Annotated in this window: 14 protein-coding genes; 7 read left to right on the forward strand and 7 right to left on the reverse strand. The window is 73.2% G+C overall.

Annotated elements, in window-relative coordinates; genetic code table 11:
• Positions 1 to 518 precede the first annotated feature (518 nt).
• The gene (locus ACFYL6_RS21675; RefSeq protein WP_109816465.1) at positions 519 to 1025 is read left to right on the forward strand and encodes an inorganic diphosphatase; all 507 of its coding nucleotides are present in this window, start codon (positions 519 to 521) and stop codon (positions 1023 to 1025) included.
• 31 nt (positions 1026 to 1056) lie between these two features.
• On the opposite strand, the gene eccD is transcribed toward ACFYL6_RS21675, so the two are convergent.
• A complete protein-coding gene (gene eccD, locus ACFYL6_RS21680; protein ID WP_387173638.1) occupies positions 1057 to 2460 on the reverse strand; it encodes a type VII secretion integral membrane protein EccD in 1404 nt (467 codons plus the stop codon).
• A 101-nt stretch (positions 2461 to 2561) separates the two neighbouring features.
• On the opposite strand from eccD, the gene eccCa reads away from it, so the two are divergent.
• The 4 genes from eccCa to ACFYL6_RS21700 all read left to right on the forward strand — a co-directional run bounded on the left by eccCa (position 2562) and on the right by ACFYL6_RS21700 (position 9549).
• Positions 2562 to 6545 (forward strand): type VII secretion protein EccCa, encoded by a 3984-nt coding sequence (eccCa, locus tag ACFYL6_RS21685; RefSeq protein WP_387173640.1) that lies wholly within the window; start codon positions 2562 to 2564, stop codon positions 6543 to 6545.
• Positions 6546 to 6619: 74 nt separating this feature from the next.
• Complete coding sequence (mycP, locus tag ACFYL6_RS21690) at positions 6620 to 7960, forward strand: type VII secretion-associated serine protease mycosin (protein ID WP_387173642.1); 1341 nt, start codon at positions 6620 to 6622, stop codon at positions 7958 to 7960.
• A gap of 52 nt (positions 7961 to 8012) precedes the next feature.
• Positions 8013 to 8804, forward strand: coding sequence for a phosphatase PAP2 family protein (locus tag ACFYL6_RS21695; RefSeq protein ID WP_387173644.1), 792 nt, complete (start codon positions 8013 to 8015; stop codon positions 8802 to 8804).
• Between the two features lie 37 nt (positions 8805 to 8841).
• Positions 8842 to 9549 (forward strand): phosphatase PAP2 family protein, encoded by a 708-nt coding sequence (locus ACFYL6_RS21700; RefSeq protein WP_387173646.1) that lies wholly within the window; start codon positions 8842 to 8844, stop codon positions 9547 to 9549.
• A 19-nt stretch (positions 9550 to 9568) separates the two neighbouring features.
• Here ACFYL6_RS21700 and ACFYL6_RS21705 read toward each other — a convergent pair whose 3' ends face one another.
• From ACFYL6_RS21705 to ACFYL6_RS21730, 6 genes are all read right to left on the reverse strand, one after another.
• A complete protein-coding gene (locus ACFYL6_RS21705) occupies positions 9569 to 10747 on the reverse strand; it encodes a MarP family serine protease (RefSeq protein ID WP_387173648.1) in 1179 nt (392 codons plus the stop codon).
• Between the two features lie 63 nt (positions 10748 to 10810).
• Positions 10811 to 11503, reverse strand: coding sequence for an NUDIX hydrolase (locus ACFYL6_RS21710; RefSeq protein ID WP_387173650.1), 693 nt, complete (start codon positions 11501 to 11503; stop codon positions 10811 to 10813).
• Complete coding sequence (locus ACFYL6_RS21715; protein WP_387173652.1) at positions 11500 to 12210, reverse strand: redoxin family protein; 711 nt, start codon at positions 12208 to 12210, stop codon at positions 11500 to 11502. Before ACFYL6_RS21715 ends, ACFYL6_RS21710 begins: the two co-directional genes overlap by 4 nt.
• Entirely contained in the window at positions 12207 to 12995 is a 789-nt protein-coding gene (gene nth, locus ACFYL6_RS21720; protein WP_387173654.1) for an endonuclease III, read from the reverse strand. The genes ACFYL6_RS21715 and nth overlap by 4 nt, the downstream gene beginning before the upstream one ends.
• A 41-nt stretch (positions 12996 to 13036) precedes the next feature.
• Positions 13037 to 14215 (reverse strand): CapA family protein, encoded by a 1179-nt coding sequence (locus ACFYL6_RS21725; protein ID WP_387173656.1) that lies wholly within the window; start codon positions 14213 to 14215, stop codon positions 13037 to 13039.
• An 11-nt stretch (positions 14216 to 14226) separates the two neighbouring features.
• Complete coding sequence (locus ACFYL6_RS21730) at positions 14227 to 14934, reverse strand: adenosylcobinamide amidohydrolase (RefSeq protein WP_387173657.1); 708 nt, start codon at positions 14932 to 14934, stop codon at positions 14227 to 14229.
• A 143-nt stretch (positions 14935 to 15077) separates the two neighbouring features.
• On the opposite strand from ACFYL6_RS21730, the gene ACFYL6_RS21735 reads away from it, so the two are divergent.
• Together ACFYL6_RS21735 and ACFYL6_RS21740 are read left to right on the forward strand one after the other, a co-directional pair.
• Positions 15078 to 15755 (forward strand): Crp/Fnr family transcriptional regulator, encoded by a 678-nt coding sequence (locus tag ACFYL6_RS21735; protein WP_007466162.1) that lies wholly within the window; start codon positions 15078 to 15080, stop codon positions 15753 to 15755.
• A gap of 111 nt (positions 15756 to 15866) precedes the next feature.
• A complete protein-coding gene (locus ACFYL6_RS21740; protein WP_387173659.1) occupies positions 15867 to 16610 on the forward strand; it encodes a metallophosphoesterase family protein in 744 nt (247 codons plus the stop codon).
• The last annotated feature ends 46 nt before the right edge of the window (positions 16611 to 16656 follow it).

Consider the following 16656-nt stretch of genomic DNA (forward strand, 5'->3'; position numbering starts at 1 on the left):
TCGGCGGGCCCAGCGGGGGGACCCCGCCGGGGGCGGCCGGCCCGGGACCGAACGACGGGCTGACCGGCGCGGGGCTGACCGGAACCGTGGCACTGCCGCGCGGTGGGCCGCTCACCGGCCGCTCGCCGCCGGCCGACGGAAAGTGACCGGTGTTCGGAGCGGGCGACGCCGGGCCGGCCGGCGGGCGCCAGGGCAGTGGCGGGGGTCGCTCGGGCACCGTCTCCGGCGCCGGGGTCGGTGCTTCGGGAACCCGTGGGAGGTGTGCCTCCGGCACCGGGACCCGCCCCTTGGCACTGCCGGAGCCGGATCGTCCGGTACCGGGCGCGGAGCTCCCGTCCGGGCGGTAGTGTGAATCTTCCCTCCCCACGACCCCCTCCTCCCCCAGCGAAAATCGGCTTGGGTGACACTACTTCGGTCCGAAGACTATGCGGCGGCCGGAGTCGGTGGGTGGCATTCACCTGTCCGGAGGGCCGCCAGTGGTTCCGTTAGCCAGCGTGGGCAGACGAGGGAGCGTGCAGATGGATTTCGACGTGACGGTTGAGATCCCCAAAGGTCACCGGAACAAGTACGAGGTGGACCACAAGACCGGCCGGATCCGGTTGGACCGCACCCTCTTCACCTCCACCCAGTACCCGGCCGACTACGGGTTCATCGAGGGCACGTTGGGCGAGGACGGCGACCCGCTGGACGCCCTCGTGCTGGTCCCCGAGCCGACCTTCCCGGGCTGCCTGATCCGCTGCCGCACCATCGGCATGTTCCGGATGACCGACGAGAAGGGCGGGGACGACAAGGTCCTCTGCGTGCCCTACGAGGACCCCCGCCAGGAACACCTGCGCGACATCCACCACCTGGGCGAGTTCGACCGCCTGGAGATCCAGCACTTCTTCGAGGTGTACAAGGACCTGGAGCCCGGCAAGTCGGTGGAGGGCGCGACCTGGGTCGGCCGCACCGAGGCCGAGGCCGAGATCCACGCCTCCTACCAGCGGGCCAGGGACGCCGAGGCGCGCGGCGAATCCGCCCACTGACGACCGCTGACGCACCGGGCCCGAGGGTCGCTCATCCGAGCAACCCTCGGGCCCGGTCGTACAGGTCGAGCACCGCGCAGGCGATCGGCACCACGGCGACCACCAGGGCCGTGTCGGTGAGGTCCGCGACCCTTCCGAGGTACGGCGAGACCGGTCGGCGGGCGTACCCGGTGCCGCTGGCCGCCGCCACCAGGGCCAGCGCCGCCCCGCCGAGGACCAGCACCAACCGCCCGGTCTCGTCGGTACGACCGACCAGCACCGCGCCCAGCACCGCGTAGCCGGCCAGCCCGGCGAGCACCGTCGGCACCCGGTGTCGCAGCGCCACGAACAGCCTCGACCGCAGCAGCAGCACCGCCGAGGTGACCGCCACCAGGACCCGACCGGCCGTGCCACCGGCAACCACGAGCACGACCGCGGTGGCCACCACCAACAGGGCGTGACCGATCAACATCCCGGTGAGCATCTCCTCGGTGCGGATCACCGCGGCGTGCACCCGACCCCGGTCCGGCAGATCCCGGGCCCGCTCCGGCTCCTCCGCGGGGGTCGGGGCCGGCAGGGTGATCGGTGGCAGGGGCAGCTTGCCCAGCCGGATGGCCAGCAGCGGGATCACGCCGACGGCGAACACCAGTGCGCTGAGCAGCACCGCCGCCGTACCGGCCGTGGTCATCAGCAGCCCGCCGAGCGCGGCCCCCGCGCCGATCAGGCCGACCGTGACACCGGCCACGAAGACCCGTAGACGGCTGGCCACCCCGAGGAGACAGATCAACGCCACCAGCAGCAGGGCGACCGAGCCGGCCAGCAGTTCGGGAGCGCCCACCCAGCGGGCCGGCGCGAACGGCCCGACCGGGTCGCCGGAGCCGACGGCCAGGGCACCGGCAGTGAACGCGTAGGGCAGCGCGTAGCCGCCGAGCGTCGCCCCGGCGGCGCCGTCGCCGTTGGCGCGGGAGGCGACCGTGCCGGCCACGGTGAGCACCAGCGCCACCGCGACCGCCGCCAGCCAACCGGCTCGGTGCGTCGGGCCACCCGCGAGCAGCGCGAGCAGTCCCACCGCGAGTGGTACGGCGGCGCCGGCCAGACCGGCCACCCGGGTGGCGGTAGGCGACCAGGCACCGCCGCGGCGGCGAGCGCCGTCGGCGATCGCCTCGATGACGTCGTCGTACTCCAACTCGGGCCAGTGCGCGCGGGCCGGTACGAGGTGCAGCACCTCTCCGTCGCGGACCCCCTGCGGCAGCAGCGCCTGTGCCGTCACCAGCAACGCCCCGTCGGTGCGGCGGAGCACCCAACCGCCGTGCTGCTCGCCGTCGTCGGCGAGCCCGACACCGGCGTGCCGGAGCACGTCGGGCAGCAGCTCAGCCAGGGGCACCTGCTCCGGCAGGGCGACGTCCACCCGTCGTTGCGGCGCGCTGATGGTGACGCGTGCCAGCCCGGTAGTCATCGACTGGTCTCCATATCGAGGGGGATCGGAGGCTGCGCGGACGACAGGACTTTACCTACCATGAGCCAGGCTCGGGTTACCCAGCGCTGTCAGGAGGCCGAGTGTCCACCGTCGTCATCAAGCGCCCACCGCGCCGACCAGCACCGGAGATTCCCGCCGGTGAGCTGTCGGTCGAGGCACCGCCGGAGATCCCCGTGGTGACCGGCGGACGGTGGCAGCAGATGCTCATGCTGCTGCCCATGCTCGGCGGCACGGTGGCGATGGCGATGATGTTCGGCCGGGGCGGCGGCGCCTACTCGTACGTGGTGGGCGGCATGTTCGGGCTCTCCTCGCTGGCGATGCTTGTGACGTCCTGGGGCAGCGCTTCCGGCACCCCGAAGAAGTCCGAGATGATGGCCGCCCGCAGGGAGTACCTGCGCCACCTGGCCACGCTGCGGCGGCGGGTCCGGCGGACCGCGAGCCAGCAACGGGCCGGGCTCTACTACCGGCACCCGGATCCGGGCCGGCTCTGGTCGACCGTGGACAGCCACCGGGTCTGGGAGCGGCGTCCCGCCGACCCGGACTTCGCGGTGGTGCGGGTCGCCGTCGGGCCGCAGACCCTGGCCACCCCGCTCGTCCCACCGGTCACCCGGCCGCTGGAGGAGCTCGAACCGATGACCGCCGGCGCGTTACGCCGCTTCCTGGACGCGTACTCCGTGGTGCCGGACCTGCCGGTGGCGCTGTCGCTGCGCAGCTTCGCCCGGGTGCACGTGCGACCCGCCGGCCGCAGCCGGGCGACCACCCCTACCACCGGCGGGCCACCCACCGGCGATCCGGCGGCGCAGGCGCTGGTCCGGGCCGTGCTGACCCAGCTGGCGGTCTTCCACGCCCCCGACGAACTGCTCGTCGCGGTCTGCGCCGGCCCGGAGCGCCGCGCCTGCTGGGAGTGGGTGAAGTGGCTCCCGCACGCCCACCATCCCGGCCGCACCGACGCGCTCGGCCCGGTACGGCTGGTCACCAGCTCCGCCGCCGAACTGGAGTCGCTGCTGGCCGACGTGCTGGCCACCCGGTCCCGGTTCAGCCCGGCCGGCCCGGCCACCGACGGCCCGCACGTGGTGGTGGTCCTCGACGGCGGCGACCTGACCGGTGCCACCGACCTGACCGGCGACGGTGGCATCGACGCGGTCACCGTGCTGGACCTGGACACCCCGCCGCCCCGACTGCTGGACCGGTACGCGCTGCTGCTGGAGTTGCACGGCCGGCGCCTGCACTCGTGGTCGTCCGACGGGCACGCCGAGGTGGGCACCGCCGACCAGTTGGACCTCGCCGACGCCGAGGCGGTCGCCCGACGGTTGGCGCCGCTGCGGCTCGCCGGCACGGCACGCGGGCCGGACGCCCCGCTCCAGGCCGACCTGGGCCTTCCCGAGCTGCTCGGTCTCGGTGACCCGGAGAGCTTCACGGCGGAACAGGGCTGGTTGCCGCGTTCGGCACGGGACCGGCTGCGGGTGCCGATCGGGGTGGGCGTGGACGGCGGCGCCATCGAGCTGGACCTCAAGGAGTCCGCCCAGGACGGCATGGGCCCGCACGGCCTGCTCATCGGGGCGACCGGCTCGGGCAAGTCCGAGCTGCTCCGCACCCTGGTGCTGGGGCTCGCCGCCACGCACAGCTCCGAGCAGCTCAACTTCGTGCTCGTCGACTTCAAGGGTGGTGCCACCTTCACCTCGTTCGAGCGGCTGCCGCACACCGCGGCCGTGATCACCAACCTGGCCGACGCGTTGCCCCTGGTCGATCGCATGGTGGACGCGATCAACGGGGAGCTGGTCCGCCGTCAGGAGTTGCTGCGGCGCGCCGGCAACTTCGCCAGCGTCCGCGACTACGAGCGGGCCCGGGCGGCCGGCAGCCCCCTCGCACCGCTGCCGTCGTTGCTGCTGATCTGCGACGAGTTCTCGGAACTGCTCTCCGCCAAGCCCGACTTCATCGACCTGTTCGTGCAGATCGGCCGGCTGGGCCGGTCGCTCGGCGTGCACCTGCTGCTCGCCAGCCAGCGCCTGGAGGAGGGCCGGCTGCGCGGGTTGGACACCCACCTCTCGTACCGGATCGGGTTGCGTACCTTCTCGGCGCTGGAGTCCCGGACGGTGCTCGGCGTGGCGGACGCGCACGAGCTGCCCCGCTCGCCGGGCCACGGCTACCTGCGCGCCGGCACCGACCCGCTGGCCCGTTTCAAGGCCGCGTACGTCTCCGGAGCCGTCCGCCGTCGGGCCACGCCGGGCGGGGTCGCCGCCGAGGGGGGCGCGCGGCTGCTCACCTTCACCACCCATGTCGTACCGGTGCCCGAGCCGGCAGCCCCGGTCGCGCCCGTCGTGCCGGAGGAGGAGGGCAGCAGGACGCTGCTCGACCTGCTGGTGGACCGGCTCGTCGGGCAGGGCCCGCCGGCGCACCAGGTCTGGCTTCCGCCGCTCGGTCAACCGCCGGCCCTGGACGAGCTGCTCGGCCCGGTCGAGGTGCACCCGAAGCGCGGGCTCACCGTGGGCAACCCGGAGCTGCACGGCGCGCTCGGCGTGCCGATGGCGGTCGTGGACAAACCGTTGGAACAGCGCCGGGACCTGCTCTGGCTGGCGCTGGACGGCGCCGCCGGGCACGTCGCGGTGGTCGGTGCGCCGCAGAGCGGCAAGTCCACCGCCCTGCGCACGCTGATCTGCGCGCTGGCGCTCACCCACACACCGGCCGAGGTGCAGGTCTACTGCCTCGACTTCGGTGGCGGCGGGCTGGCGGCGCTGCGCGACCTGCCGCACGTGGGCGGGGTGACCGGCCGCGCCGACCCGACCGCCGTACGACGCACCGTCGGCGAGATGAGCACCCTGCTGGTCGACCGGGAACGTCGCTTCGCCGAGTTGGGCGTGGAGTCGATGGCCGCGTACCGGCAGCGCCGAGCGGCGGCGGGGACGGTTGGCCAGCCGGGCGCCGACCCGTACGGCGACGTGTTCCTGGTGATCGACGGGTGGAGCACCATCCGCGGCGAGTACGACGACCTGGAGCCGTTCGTCACCGACCTGGCCACCCGGGGTCTGTCGTACGGGCTGCACGTGGTCGCCACCGCGCTGCGCTGGCTGGATTTCCGGCCGGCGATCCGGGACCTGTTCGGCTCCCGGCTGGAGCTGCGGCTCGGCGACCCGGCCGACTCGCTGGTGGCCCGGCGCGCCGCCGCGAACGTGCCGGAGCGCTCCGGCCGGGGGGTGACCGCGGAGGGCTTGCACTTCCTCACCGCGCTGCCCCAGCTCGGTGCCGCCAGCGGGGACACCGCCGACCTGGTCAAGAGGGCCGCCGACGGGTGGGCGGGTCCCCCGGCGCCCCGGGTGCGGCTGCTCCCGCCGGTGCTGCCGTACGCCGATTTGGACCTCACCTCGACGTCCGGGCTGCGGCTGCCGATCGGGATCGCGGAGGCGGACCTGCGCCCGGTGCTGCTCGACTTCGCCACCGAGCCACACTTCGTGGTCTTCGGGGACTCGGAGTGCGGCAAGTCGTCGTTCCTGCGCGCGCTTGCCACGTCGATCATCACCCGGTTCACTCCCGAGCAGGCCCGGGTGATCCTCGTCGACTACCGGCGCAGCCTGCTGGGCGCCATCGAGACGCCACACCTGATCGGGTACGGCACCGCCGCGGCGCACACCGCCGACCTGGTCGAGTCGGCCGCCGGTTACCTGGAGCGGCGGGCCCCCGGGCCGGAGGTCACCCCGCAGCAGCTGCGGGACCGGTCCTGGTGGTCCGGACCGGAGCTGTTCGTGCTGGTGGACGACTACGACCTGGTGGCGGCGGGGCCGGCGAACCCGTTGCGGGCACTGGAGGAGCACCTGCCGCACGCCCGGGACATCGGGTTGCACCTGGTGCTGGCCCGCCGGTCCGGTGGGGCGGGCCGCGCACAGTACGAGCCGATCGTGCAGCGTCTGCGGGAGCTGTCCACCGCAGGTCTGGTGATGGCGGGCAGCCCCGAGGAGGGTGCACTCGTCGGGCCGGTGCGACCCGGACCGCTGCCGCCGGGGCGTGGTCGGCTGGTCACCCGGCGGGAGGGCGTACGCCTCGTTCAGCTGGCACAACTGCCACCGCAATGACCTGACTCGCCGGTTCTTCCCGTGACGGGTGGGGAAACCGGTAATCTCCGATCGTCATGGTTCCGTCGGGATGAATGGCTGGGGATGTGACTGGGGTGCGGTACAGCGGTCCGTCAGCGGCCCGACGGGCGACCGGCCGGGCGCTGCTCGGCGTGGCCGCGGCGCTCGCCGTCGTGGCCCCGACCGCGGCAGCCATGCCCGTCGCTGCGCCCACGAACGGCGGACAGCTCGCCGGCGCGCCGATGGCGTTCGCCCCCGGTGACACGATCGCCCGCACCGACCAGGTCCGCGACGAGCAGTGGCAGCTCGACGAGTTGCAGGCCGAGACGGCGTGGCGCAGCTCGACCGGCCGGGGCGTGACCGTGGCGGTGGTCGACTCCGGAGTGGACGGCACGCACCCCGATCTGGTCGGCCAGGTGCTGCCCGGCAAGGATCTGGTCGGTCCCGGCGGCGCGCCGGGGCCGGACCCGGTGGGTCACGGCACCACGGTCGCCGGCCTGATCGCCGGGCGCAGCGACGACAAGCGGGGCGTGGTCGGCCTCGCACCGGACGCCCGTATCCTGCCGGTCCGCGTGCTCGACGAGGAGAACCGTTACGACGACGCGCTGATCGTCGCCCAGGGCGTCCGCTGGGCTGTCGACAACGGCGCCCGCGTGATCAACCTGTCGCTGGGCGGCAGCGGCGACAGCCCGGCCCTGGCCGCCGCCCTGGACTACGCGTTCGTCCGGGACGTCGTCGTGGTCGCCTGCACCGGAAACCTGGCCACCTCGACCAGCACCAAGGTCTGGTACCCGGCTCGGGAGCCCGGTGTGCTCGCGGTCGCCGGCCTCGAACGCAGCAGCGACAACCTGTGGTCCGGCTCGATCACCGGCCGGGCGACGGTGCTCACCGCTCCCGCCAGCGGGCTGGTCGGCGCCAAGCCCCCCGGCGGGTACTGGCGGGTGCAGGGCACCAGCTTCGCCGCCCCACTGGTCGCCGCGACCGCCGCGCTGGTCCGGTCCCGCTATCCACAGATGCCCGCGGGCGAGGTGGTCAACCGGTTGCTGGCCACCGCCCGGGACCTGGGCCCCACCGGGCGCGACGACCGCTTCGGGTACGGAGTGGTCGACCCGGTGGCCGCGCTGACCGCCCAGGTGCCGCCGGTGACCGCCAACCCGCTGGACGACCAGACCTCGCCGGGCGTGACCGGTTTCGGCCCGGCGCCCGGCTCGGTCGACGACGGTCCGGTGGCCGGTGCCGGCAGCGACCCACTCGGTCTCGCCGCATCCGGTCAGCAGAGCCGGTGGACGGCTCGGGCGGCGGGCGGACAGGACACGTCCGCGCCGGAGCAACTGTGGACCACTGTCGTACTCCTCGTCGCCCTTGTCGGCGGTGCGGCCCTGATGGTGCGCCGGCTCCGCCAGCGGACCCGTTGATCACCGCCGGCCGGCAGGCCTGACCGACCGCCCGGCCGGGTAGAACGGACCCATGAGTACGCACCGGCCGCCCGTCCTCGCCCCCACCGGCCAGCCGTCCTGGCGGCACCGCCGATTCGACCCGGACTACGCGCTGGGGTTGCGGCTCACGCTCGCCGCGACGGCGGCCTTCCTGGTGCTGGTGCCCTTCGCGCTGCTCACACTGCTGGTGCTCGGCGCCTGGGCACCGCTGCACCGGCTGGACACGGCGGTCACCGACGCGCTGCACGGCTACGCGCAGGAGCACTCGGCCTGGGTCGTGCTGATGCGGGTCTGGACCGAGGTGTTCGCACCGATGCCGCTGCGTGCCGTCGCCCTGCTCCTGGTGGTCTGGCTGCTGCGTCGGGGAGCCCGCCGCCTGGCCCTCTGGGCGGCCACCACAATGGTCGTCGGCGGGTTGATCGGTCCGCTGCTCAAGCTGCTGGTCGGCCGGGACCGGCCGGAGTTGCTGGACCCGGTGGCCCGGGCCGCCGGTTACTCCTTCCCCTCCGGGCACGCGCTGAACGCCACCCTGGCCGCCGGGGTGCTGCTGCTGGTGCTCCTTCCGTACGCCAGGCGGGGGGCGGCGCGGGCCGCGCTCTGGGTCGCGGCGGTGCTGCTCACCGTGGTGACCGGGCTGAGCCGGGTGGCGCTCGGCGTGCACTTCACCAGCGACGTGGTGGGTGGGTGGCTGCTCGGTGTGGCGGTGGTCGCGGCTACCACCGCCGCCTTCACCAGTTGGCGGGCACACACCGGTCTCCGGCCGGTCCGGCCGACCCGCGACGGCGTCGCGCCCGAAGTCGAGCGGCACCCGGGAGCGGCCTGAGGAGTGACGACGAAGCCCAGCGGGTACTGGCCCACCCATGTCCGAGACCGTGGTCCAGATCGTCCGGCGGGTACTGCTGCCGGTGTCCGTCCTGCTCGGGCTCATGGTGCTGCTCGGGGTGCTGGTCACCCGGGTGTTCGCCCGGACCTGGCCGTTCACCGCGGAGGACGCGGTGAACCGGGAACTGGCCGCCGAGCGCACCGGCGACTGGAACAACATCTCGCTGGTGTTCAGCACGCTGGCCAGCACCCAGATGATCGTCGTGGTCACCGTGTTGGTGGCGTTGGCGCTGCGGCTCTGGCTGAAGCGTTGGCGCGAGCCGCTGTTCCTGTGCGCGGCGGTGACCGCCCAGGCGCTGGTCTTCCTGCTGACCACGCTGGCGATCGACAGGCGGCGGCCGGCGGTGGAGCACATGGACGTCTCGCCACCGACGTCGAGCTTTCCGTCCGGGCACACCTCGGCGGCGGTGGCGCTCTACGTCGGCATCGCCGTGCTGATGGCGCTGCGGGCACGGAGCACCGGCGCGAAGGTCGCCTGGTGGACGCTGCTGCTGATGGTGCCGCTGGGGGTGGCTCTGACCCGGATGTACCGGGGAATGCACCACCCGAGCGACGTCGTGGCGTCCTTCCTCAACGGCGGCACGTGCGTCGCGATCATGGCCCGCGCCGTGCTGGACCGAGGGCTGCGGTGGGGCCGGGCGAAGCTGCCGACCGCCGGGCGTCGCCCCCTGCAGGCCCAGAGCTGAGCCGACCCCGCAGCGACGCTCAGGTGCACTCGCCGGTGCCGACCTGCCGGTTGCGTTCGGCCCCGGCCAACGCCACAGGGCGGGCCTCGGCCGCCGTCACCGCGAAGCCGGTGTTCGGGTCGTCGGACGCCGCCGCGAAGATCACGCCGAGCACCAGGCCGTTGGCGGAGAGCAGCGGACCACCCGAGTTGCCGCTGCGCACCAGCGCCCGAATCGTGTAGATCTCCCGGGTCACGTCGGTAGAGGAGTAGATGTCCGGGCCCTTGATCCGGTCGACGTCCCGGACCCGCGCCGACTGCGCGTTGTACGGGCCGTCGAGCGGGAAGCCGAGCACGATGGCGTCGGAGCCGCTGCCCGCGTTGCCGGCGGCGAACCGCAGGGACGGCCCGGGCAGCCCGGGCACGAGCAGCACCGCCAGGTCCCGGTTCGGGTCGTAGACCACCACCTTGCCGTCGTACCGCTCGCCGCCCAACTCCACGGCGACCGAGCGGGTGCCGGCCACGACGTGCGCGTTGGTCATCACCCGGTCGTCCGCGTACACGAAGCCGGAACCCTCGATCCGGCGTGAGCAGCTGGGCGCGGAACCGAGCACCTTGACGACCGACTGCTGACCGCTGACCACCACCTGGGAGCCGGCCAGCGCCGGGTCCGGCGGGTCGACCTGCCGGGCCCGGGTGGGTGCGAGGTCACCGAAGACGTCCGGGAACCCGTCGGTGTCGACGGTGTCCTCCAGCGCCGTGGACAACTGCTGGGCCTGCTCCGGCAGGACCTGGTTGACCACCGTGATCAACGCGCTGTTGCGGACCGAGGCGGCGAGCCAGGGCACCGAGGACGAGCCGAGCGGCACGGCCACCAGCCAGGCGAGCAGGAGCACCGCGAACAGCGAGACGAACGCCCCACCGACGTCGTCGATCCGTTTGCCCACGTCGCTGGTGATCGTCTTACGCAGGTGCGAGCCGAGCCAACCGGCGAGTGCCTGCCCGACCACCGCCAGCCCGAAGATGGCCACGAGCGAGATCAGCACGCGGGTGCCGGCGTCCACGAACTGTCTGGCGAACAGCGGCCCGAGCTGGAGACCCAGCAGCAGACCCAGGAAGAAGCCGGACAACGACGTGACGCCGATGACGAAGCCCTGGCGGTATCCGCTGATCGCGAACACGAGCATGAGCAGCAGCAGGACGAGATCCACGACGGACACGGGTCAAGCGTACGGGCAGTGTGCCCGCCGGATGACCATCGCTTGCGGATGGTGACCGCGCGGTCAGCGCAGGGCGTTCTCGTCAGCCTCGTCGGTGCCTGCGGAAGGGGCCGGGGTCGCCCCGGTCGGCGGAAGCTCCACCACCCGGCCACGCGACCACGGGCGGGCCCAGCCGCCCATCTCGAGCAGGGTGGCGAGCACGCCGGCGGTGAAGCCCCAGACGAGCATCCCGCGCGCCGAGAACGCCGGCCCGATCCAGCCGCTCGGGTGGCGGACCCGCAGTCGGTTGGCCGGGTCGACCAGCTCGCTGACCGGCAGGCGGGCGACGTGTGCCACCTCGGCCGGCTCCCGTGGGTGCACCGGGTGCGGGTCGTGCCACCAGGCCAGCACCGGCGTGACCACGAAGTCGCTGACCGGGATCCACAGTTTCGGCAGCTCGGCAAGCACGGTCACGCTGGCCGGATCGAGGCCCACCTCCTCGTTCGCCTCGCGCAGGGCGGTGGCGCGGACGTCGACGTCCTCCGGGTCGGCCGCGCCCCCGGGAAAGGCCGGCTGGCCGGCGTGGTTGCGCAGGGTGGCGGCGCGTTGCAGGACCAGCACGTCGGGACCCGCGCCGGGTTGCTCGCCGAGCAGCACCAGCACCGCGCTCTCCCGACCGCCCTCGGCAGGGGTGGTCAGCCGGGTGAAGTCCTCGGCGCGGGCGGTGCCGAGCCGGGTCAGCAACGGCTCGATCCACTCGGGTGGCCGACGAGTCACGCCGACACCGCCAGGCCGAGGTGCTGGCGGACCAGCTTGGCGAGCTTGGCGTCGTCGAGAGCGCCGCTGGCGTCGATGTGCCGGACCTGGCCGTCGGCGCCGACGAAGAGGGTCAGCGGAATGGCGTTGCGCTTCAACTCGCGCTGGAGCGCCTCACCCTGGTCGACAAGCATCGGGAACCGGACCCCGAAGTCCTCACCGATGGACTGGGCGCCGCTGCGGCTGTCCCGGCTGTTGACCCCGACCACCTGGAGCTGACCGGCGGCCCGCTCGCTGAGGCGTTGGAAAGCGGGCAACTCCTTGCGGCACGGCGGGCACCAGGAGGCCCACACGTTGATCACCGCCGGCCCGGCCACGTTCCGCAGCACGACGGGGGTGCCGCCGGTGAAGCAGGAGAGAGTCAGCTCCGGCAGCGCCGACCCGCCACCGGCGCGGGCCGTCGGACCGGACGTACCGGGAGCCGCAGTGTCCGGCGACGCCGGGGACGCGGAGGTCGCCGAGCCGGAGCCGGGGGACGCGGGGGTCGCCGAGCCGGAGCCGGGGGACGCGGCCGTGGGTGCCGTGCTCAGCGCGGAGCAGTCCCGGAACGGGGACGGACGGTCGGCTGCGGCCGGGCGGGGGGTCGGCTCGTCGTCGGCCGTGCCGCTGGTGCAACCGGTGACGGCCAGCAGCAGCGGCAGGACGGCAAGGGCGAGGCGGCGGTTCACGGCACCTCCGCCGTGATCGCCTGCGCCGGCACCAGCTCCGGGTCGACCCCGGCGGCCACCGCGAGGTCGCGCGCCCGAGGGCCCTTGAGCAGCTTGGCGGCGGCCGCCGGCTCGGTCGGGCCGGTGCCGTACGAAGGGCAGAGCTTCGCGAGGGTGCACGCCCCGCAGGCCGGTTTACGGGCGTGGCAGACCCGTCGCCCGTGGAAGATGATCCGGTGCGAGAGCATGGTCCAGTCACGCTTGTCGTACAGCGCGCCGATCGAGTGCTCGATCTTGACCGGGTCGGTCTCGGTGGTCAGCCGCCACCTGTGGACCAGCCGCTGGAAGTGCGTGTCGACGGTGATGCCCGGGACGTCGAAGGCGTTGCCGAGGATCACGTTGGCGGTCTTGCGGCCGATGCCGGGGAGGGTCACCAGGTCGACGAGGCGGCCCGGGACCCTGCCGTCGTACCGGTCGAGGAGGGCCTGACCGAGCTTGAGCAGCGAGTCGGTCTTGTTGCGGTAGAAGCCGGTGGGCCGGATCAGCTCCTCCATCTCGCCCCGGTCGGCGCCGGCGTACGCGGCAGCGTTCGGATAGCGGGCGAAGAGTTTCGGGGTGACCTCGTTGACCTTCTTGTCCGTGCACTGCGCGGACAGGATCGTCGCGACGGCCAACTCCAGAGCGTTGGAGTGGTCCAGCTCACAATGCGCGTCGGGGTGCGTCTCGGTCAGCACCCGGCCGATCTTGCGGGCACGGCGTTTGCGCCCGAGATCGGTCTCGCTGGCACCGGGAGGGCTACTGGTCACGACGGTCAGCCTACGTCGCACCCCGGACGGTCCTGCTCGGGTCAGCCGCCGGTCGGCGGCGAGATCTTCCCCTGCCCGTCGAGCCGAGCGCCGCTCTTCGGGAAGTCGGCGCGGCTCAGCTCGGTGACCAGGCCCAGGCCCCGGTCGTCCGGGTCCATCGTGGGCTTGCGGGCGGAGTTCATGTACGTCGAGGTGAACGAGCCGCCGGCCCAGCTTCCGTCCGGCTTGAGCGACACCTTCAACACGCCGCCCCAGCCGAGTCGGCCGGTGTTGTCCAGCGAGTTGCCGCCGCCGGCGAAGTTGCCCAGGCTGTAAGCGATCAGACGCCCCTGGTAGAACTCCATCCCGCGCAGGACGTGCGGCCCGTGCCCGACGATCAGGTCGGCACCGGCGTCGATCATGGCGTGCGAGAACTTGACGGGGTCGCCCCGGTTCTCACCCAGGAAGATCTCGGTGCCCGGCTTCACCCGGGTCATGTTCGCTCCCTCGCCACCCATGTGCACCTGCACCACGACCAGGTCGGCCATGGTGGCCGCCTTGGCGACCACCGCCTTGGCCTTGGCGATGTCGACGAGGCTGTTCGACCAGACGTACGACGAGAAGCCGGCGACCGCGACCTTGATGCCCTTGACGTCGACCACGGTGATCTGGTTCGGCGCACCGGTGTGCTTCAGGTCGTACTTCTCCAGGGCCTTCTGGGTGTTCTCGTAGCCCTTGGGCCCGTAGTCGTAGCCGTGGTTGTTGGCCTGGTTCAGCACGTCGAAGCCGGCGTCGCGCAGGTGCGCGGCGTACTCCGGCGGGGCCCGGAACTGGAAGCAGCGGGTGGAGTTGGCCCCGCACTTGCCGGTGCCGGTGTCGACAGTCAGCGGCTCCTCCAGGTTGCCCATCACCAGGTCGGCCTTGAGCGCCTCGGTGACCGAGTTGAAGAAGCCCTTACCGCCGGCGGCGGGCAGCCGACTGGGCGCGTTGCCCATGATGATGTCGCCGGTGGCGGAGAGCGAGATCGCGCCACCCTGACCGGAGGATGCCGGCGCGGTGGTCTTCGGGCCGGCCGTGGAGACCGGCGCACCGGTGCCACCACCTCCCGCGCCGGGCTGCCAGACGGGTGCCTCACCACCGGAGTCGGCGCAGCCGGCCACGAGGAGGGCGGCCAGCAGCGCGGCGAGGCCGAGGGCGACGCGGCGACGCGGGCGGGACGCGAGGGAGGCGGGAGCGTACATCGCCCGCGACCCTACCGGTCGTTAAACCCGCCAACGACAGCCGATCGGGTGGACTTTGCGCTCCCGAGCTGCTCAGACCACGGCACGACCGGCCGAGCGCCGCCGGCGAGCACCGCCGCGTGCACCGCTCGGGCGAGCGGAGCGCCCCAGGTGGAGCGCGGCCCGCCGTACGCGGCCTCCGGCCCGCCCACCGGGCAGAGCACGGTGACCGCGTCGGTGGGCGTGCCGGTCCCCGGCAACCCCAGCTCGGTGATCGCCTGGGTCTTCGCCTCGGTCGAGGTGGCCACCGCGTTGACAAGTGCCGAGTCGGCGAGCCGGGCCGGCACGTACACCACGATGTTGACCGTGCCGACGCGTTGGGCGAGCGCGGTCGGCGTCGGCGCGGCCGCGGGCACCGGCAGGCCCAGCCCGACCGTCGCCCAGGCCCGCACCCCGGTGTCGGTCCGCGCCACCACCTCGGTCACATCGACGCCGGTCAGCAGACCGACCCCGGGCCCGTCGAGGGCCAGCTCAGCGGCGAGCGAGGCCAGGTGCGCCGCGGGGTCCTCCCGGTCGTACGACATCGGTACGGTCGCGTTCAGCACCCACCGCCGGAGCCCGATGCCACCGCCCAGCGGGCCACTGCTGATCGACCGCAGGGGCACGTCCGCGTGCCAGACGAGCAGCGGCACGTGCCGCCCGTCCTCGGCGCGGCTGGTCAGAGTCGGGTCGCTCAGCACGTCGGGCAGGTTACGCCCACCGATCAAGATTCCAGGGGCGACCTCTGATTCATGCTCACGTGCGCCTAGACTTGGCGGCGCGCGAGGGGATCAGCGGACGGCGGCCCCGGCCGACGGACGGCACGCGCAACCGGAGGTGCGCAATGGACGAGGTACTGGCCCGCAGCGGGATCTTCCAGGGTGTTGACCCGGAAGCTGCCGAGGCGCTTGCCAAGGAGATGGAGACGATCGAAGTCCGCAAGGGCGAGATCGTTTTCAATGAGGGCGAGCCCGGTGACAGCCTCTACATCCTGCTGTCCGGGAAGATCAAGGTTGGTCGCCGCGCGGCGGACGGCCGACAGAACCTGATCGCGGTGATGGGGCCGTCGGACATGGTCGGTGAGCTGTCGCTCTTCGACCCGGGTCCGCGTACGGCGACCGCCACCGCGGTGACCGACACCCGGCTGGTGCGGCTGCGTAAGCAGGCGCTGCGGCCGTGGCTCAACAACCGCCCGGAGATCGCCGAGCAGTTGCTCCGGGTGCTCGCCCGGCGGCTGCGCCGGACCAACGACTCGCTCGCCGACCTGATCTTCACGGACGTGCCGGGCCGGGTCGCCAAGAACCTGCTCCAGATGGCGGGCCGCTTCGGCACCCGCGACGGCGGCGTTCTGCGGGTGACCCACGACCTCACCCAGGAGGAGATCGCCCAGCTCGTCGGCGCCTCCCGGGAGACCGTCAACAAGGCGCTGGCCGACTTCGCCTCGCGCGGCTGGCTGCGGCTGGACGGCAAGAGCATCATCATCCTGGACCCGGAGCGCCTGGCCCGTCGCGCCCGCGTCTGAGCAGCACCAAACGTCCCCGCCTGCCGTCACCCACGGTAGGCGGGGACGTTTGCCATCTGCCTGGCGCAGAATCGCTGGCCCCGAGTCGGTGCTGGCGGTGAGGGTGGGGCCATGGTGAACCGAGTTGCCGTGCTCTCCGACATCCATGGTGCCCTGCCTGCGCTGGAGGCCGTACTGGCCGAGCCGGACGTCGCCGCCTCCGATCTGATCGTGCTCACCGGTGACATCGCCGCCGGCCCGCAACCGGTCGAGGTGCTGGACGTGCTCGCCGGCCTGGGTGACCGGGTGTGCTGGGTCGGCGGTAATGCCGACCGCGAACTGGTCGAGGCCCGGGCCGGCCGGCCGGCCTCGATCGAGGTGTCGAACTGGGCCGCCGGGCAGCTACGCGACGACCAGGTGGCCCGGCTCGCCGCGCTGCCGGCGACAGCGACGCTGGAGATCGACGGCCTCGGGCCGACGCTGTTCTGCCACGCGACACCCCGCGATGACGAGGAGATGGTGCTCGTCGACTCCCGGATGGCGCGCTGGGCGGAGGTGTTCGACGGTCTTCCCGCCGAGGTCGCCACGGTGGTCTGCGGCCACACGCACATGCCCTTCACCCGGTTGGTCGACCGGCGCCTGGTGGTCAACCCGGGCAGCATCGGCATGCCGTACGGGGGCGCGGGCGCGTGGTGGGCGCTGCTCGGGCCGGGCGTCCAGCTGCGCCGCACCGCCTTCGACGTGGACGCGGCCTGCGCCCGGGTGGCGGCGGAGTCGACCTTCCCCGACGCCGCCGCCTGGGCCGACGAGTACCTGCGCTCCCAGCACAGCGACGCCGACGCGCTGGCCGTCTTCGGCCCCCGCGACGGCCGCTGAGGGAGCAGCCCGACCGGCACCCGAGCCATCTCGTGCGCCGCAGCCA

The sequence above is a fragment of the Micromonospora sp. NPDC007208 genome (assembly GCF_042869175.1).
GTDB lineage: Bacteria > Actinomycetota > Actinomycetes > Mycobacteriales > Micromonosporaceae > Micromonospora > Micromonospora foliorum.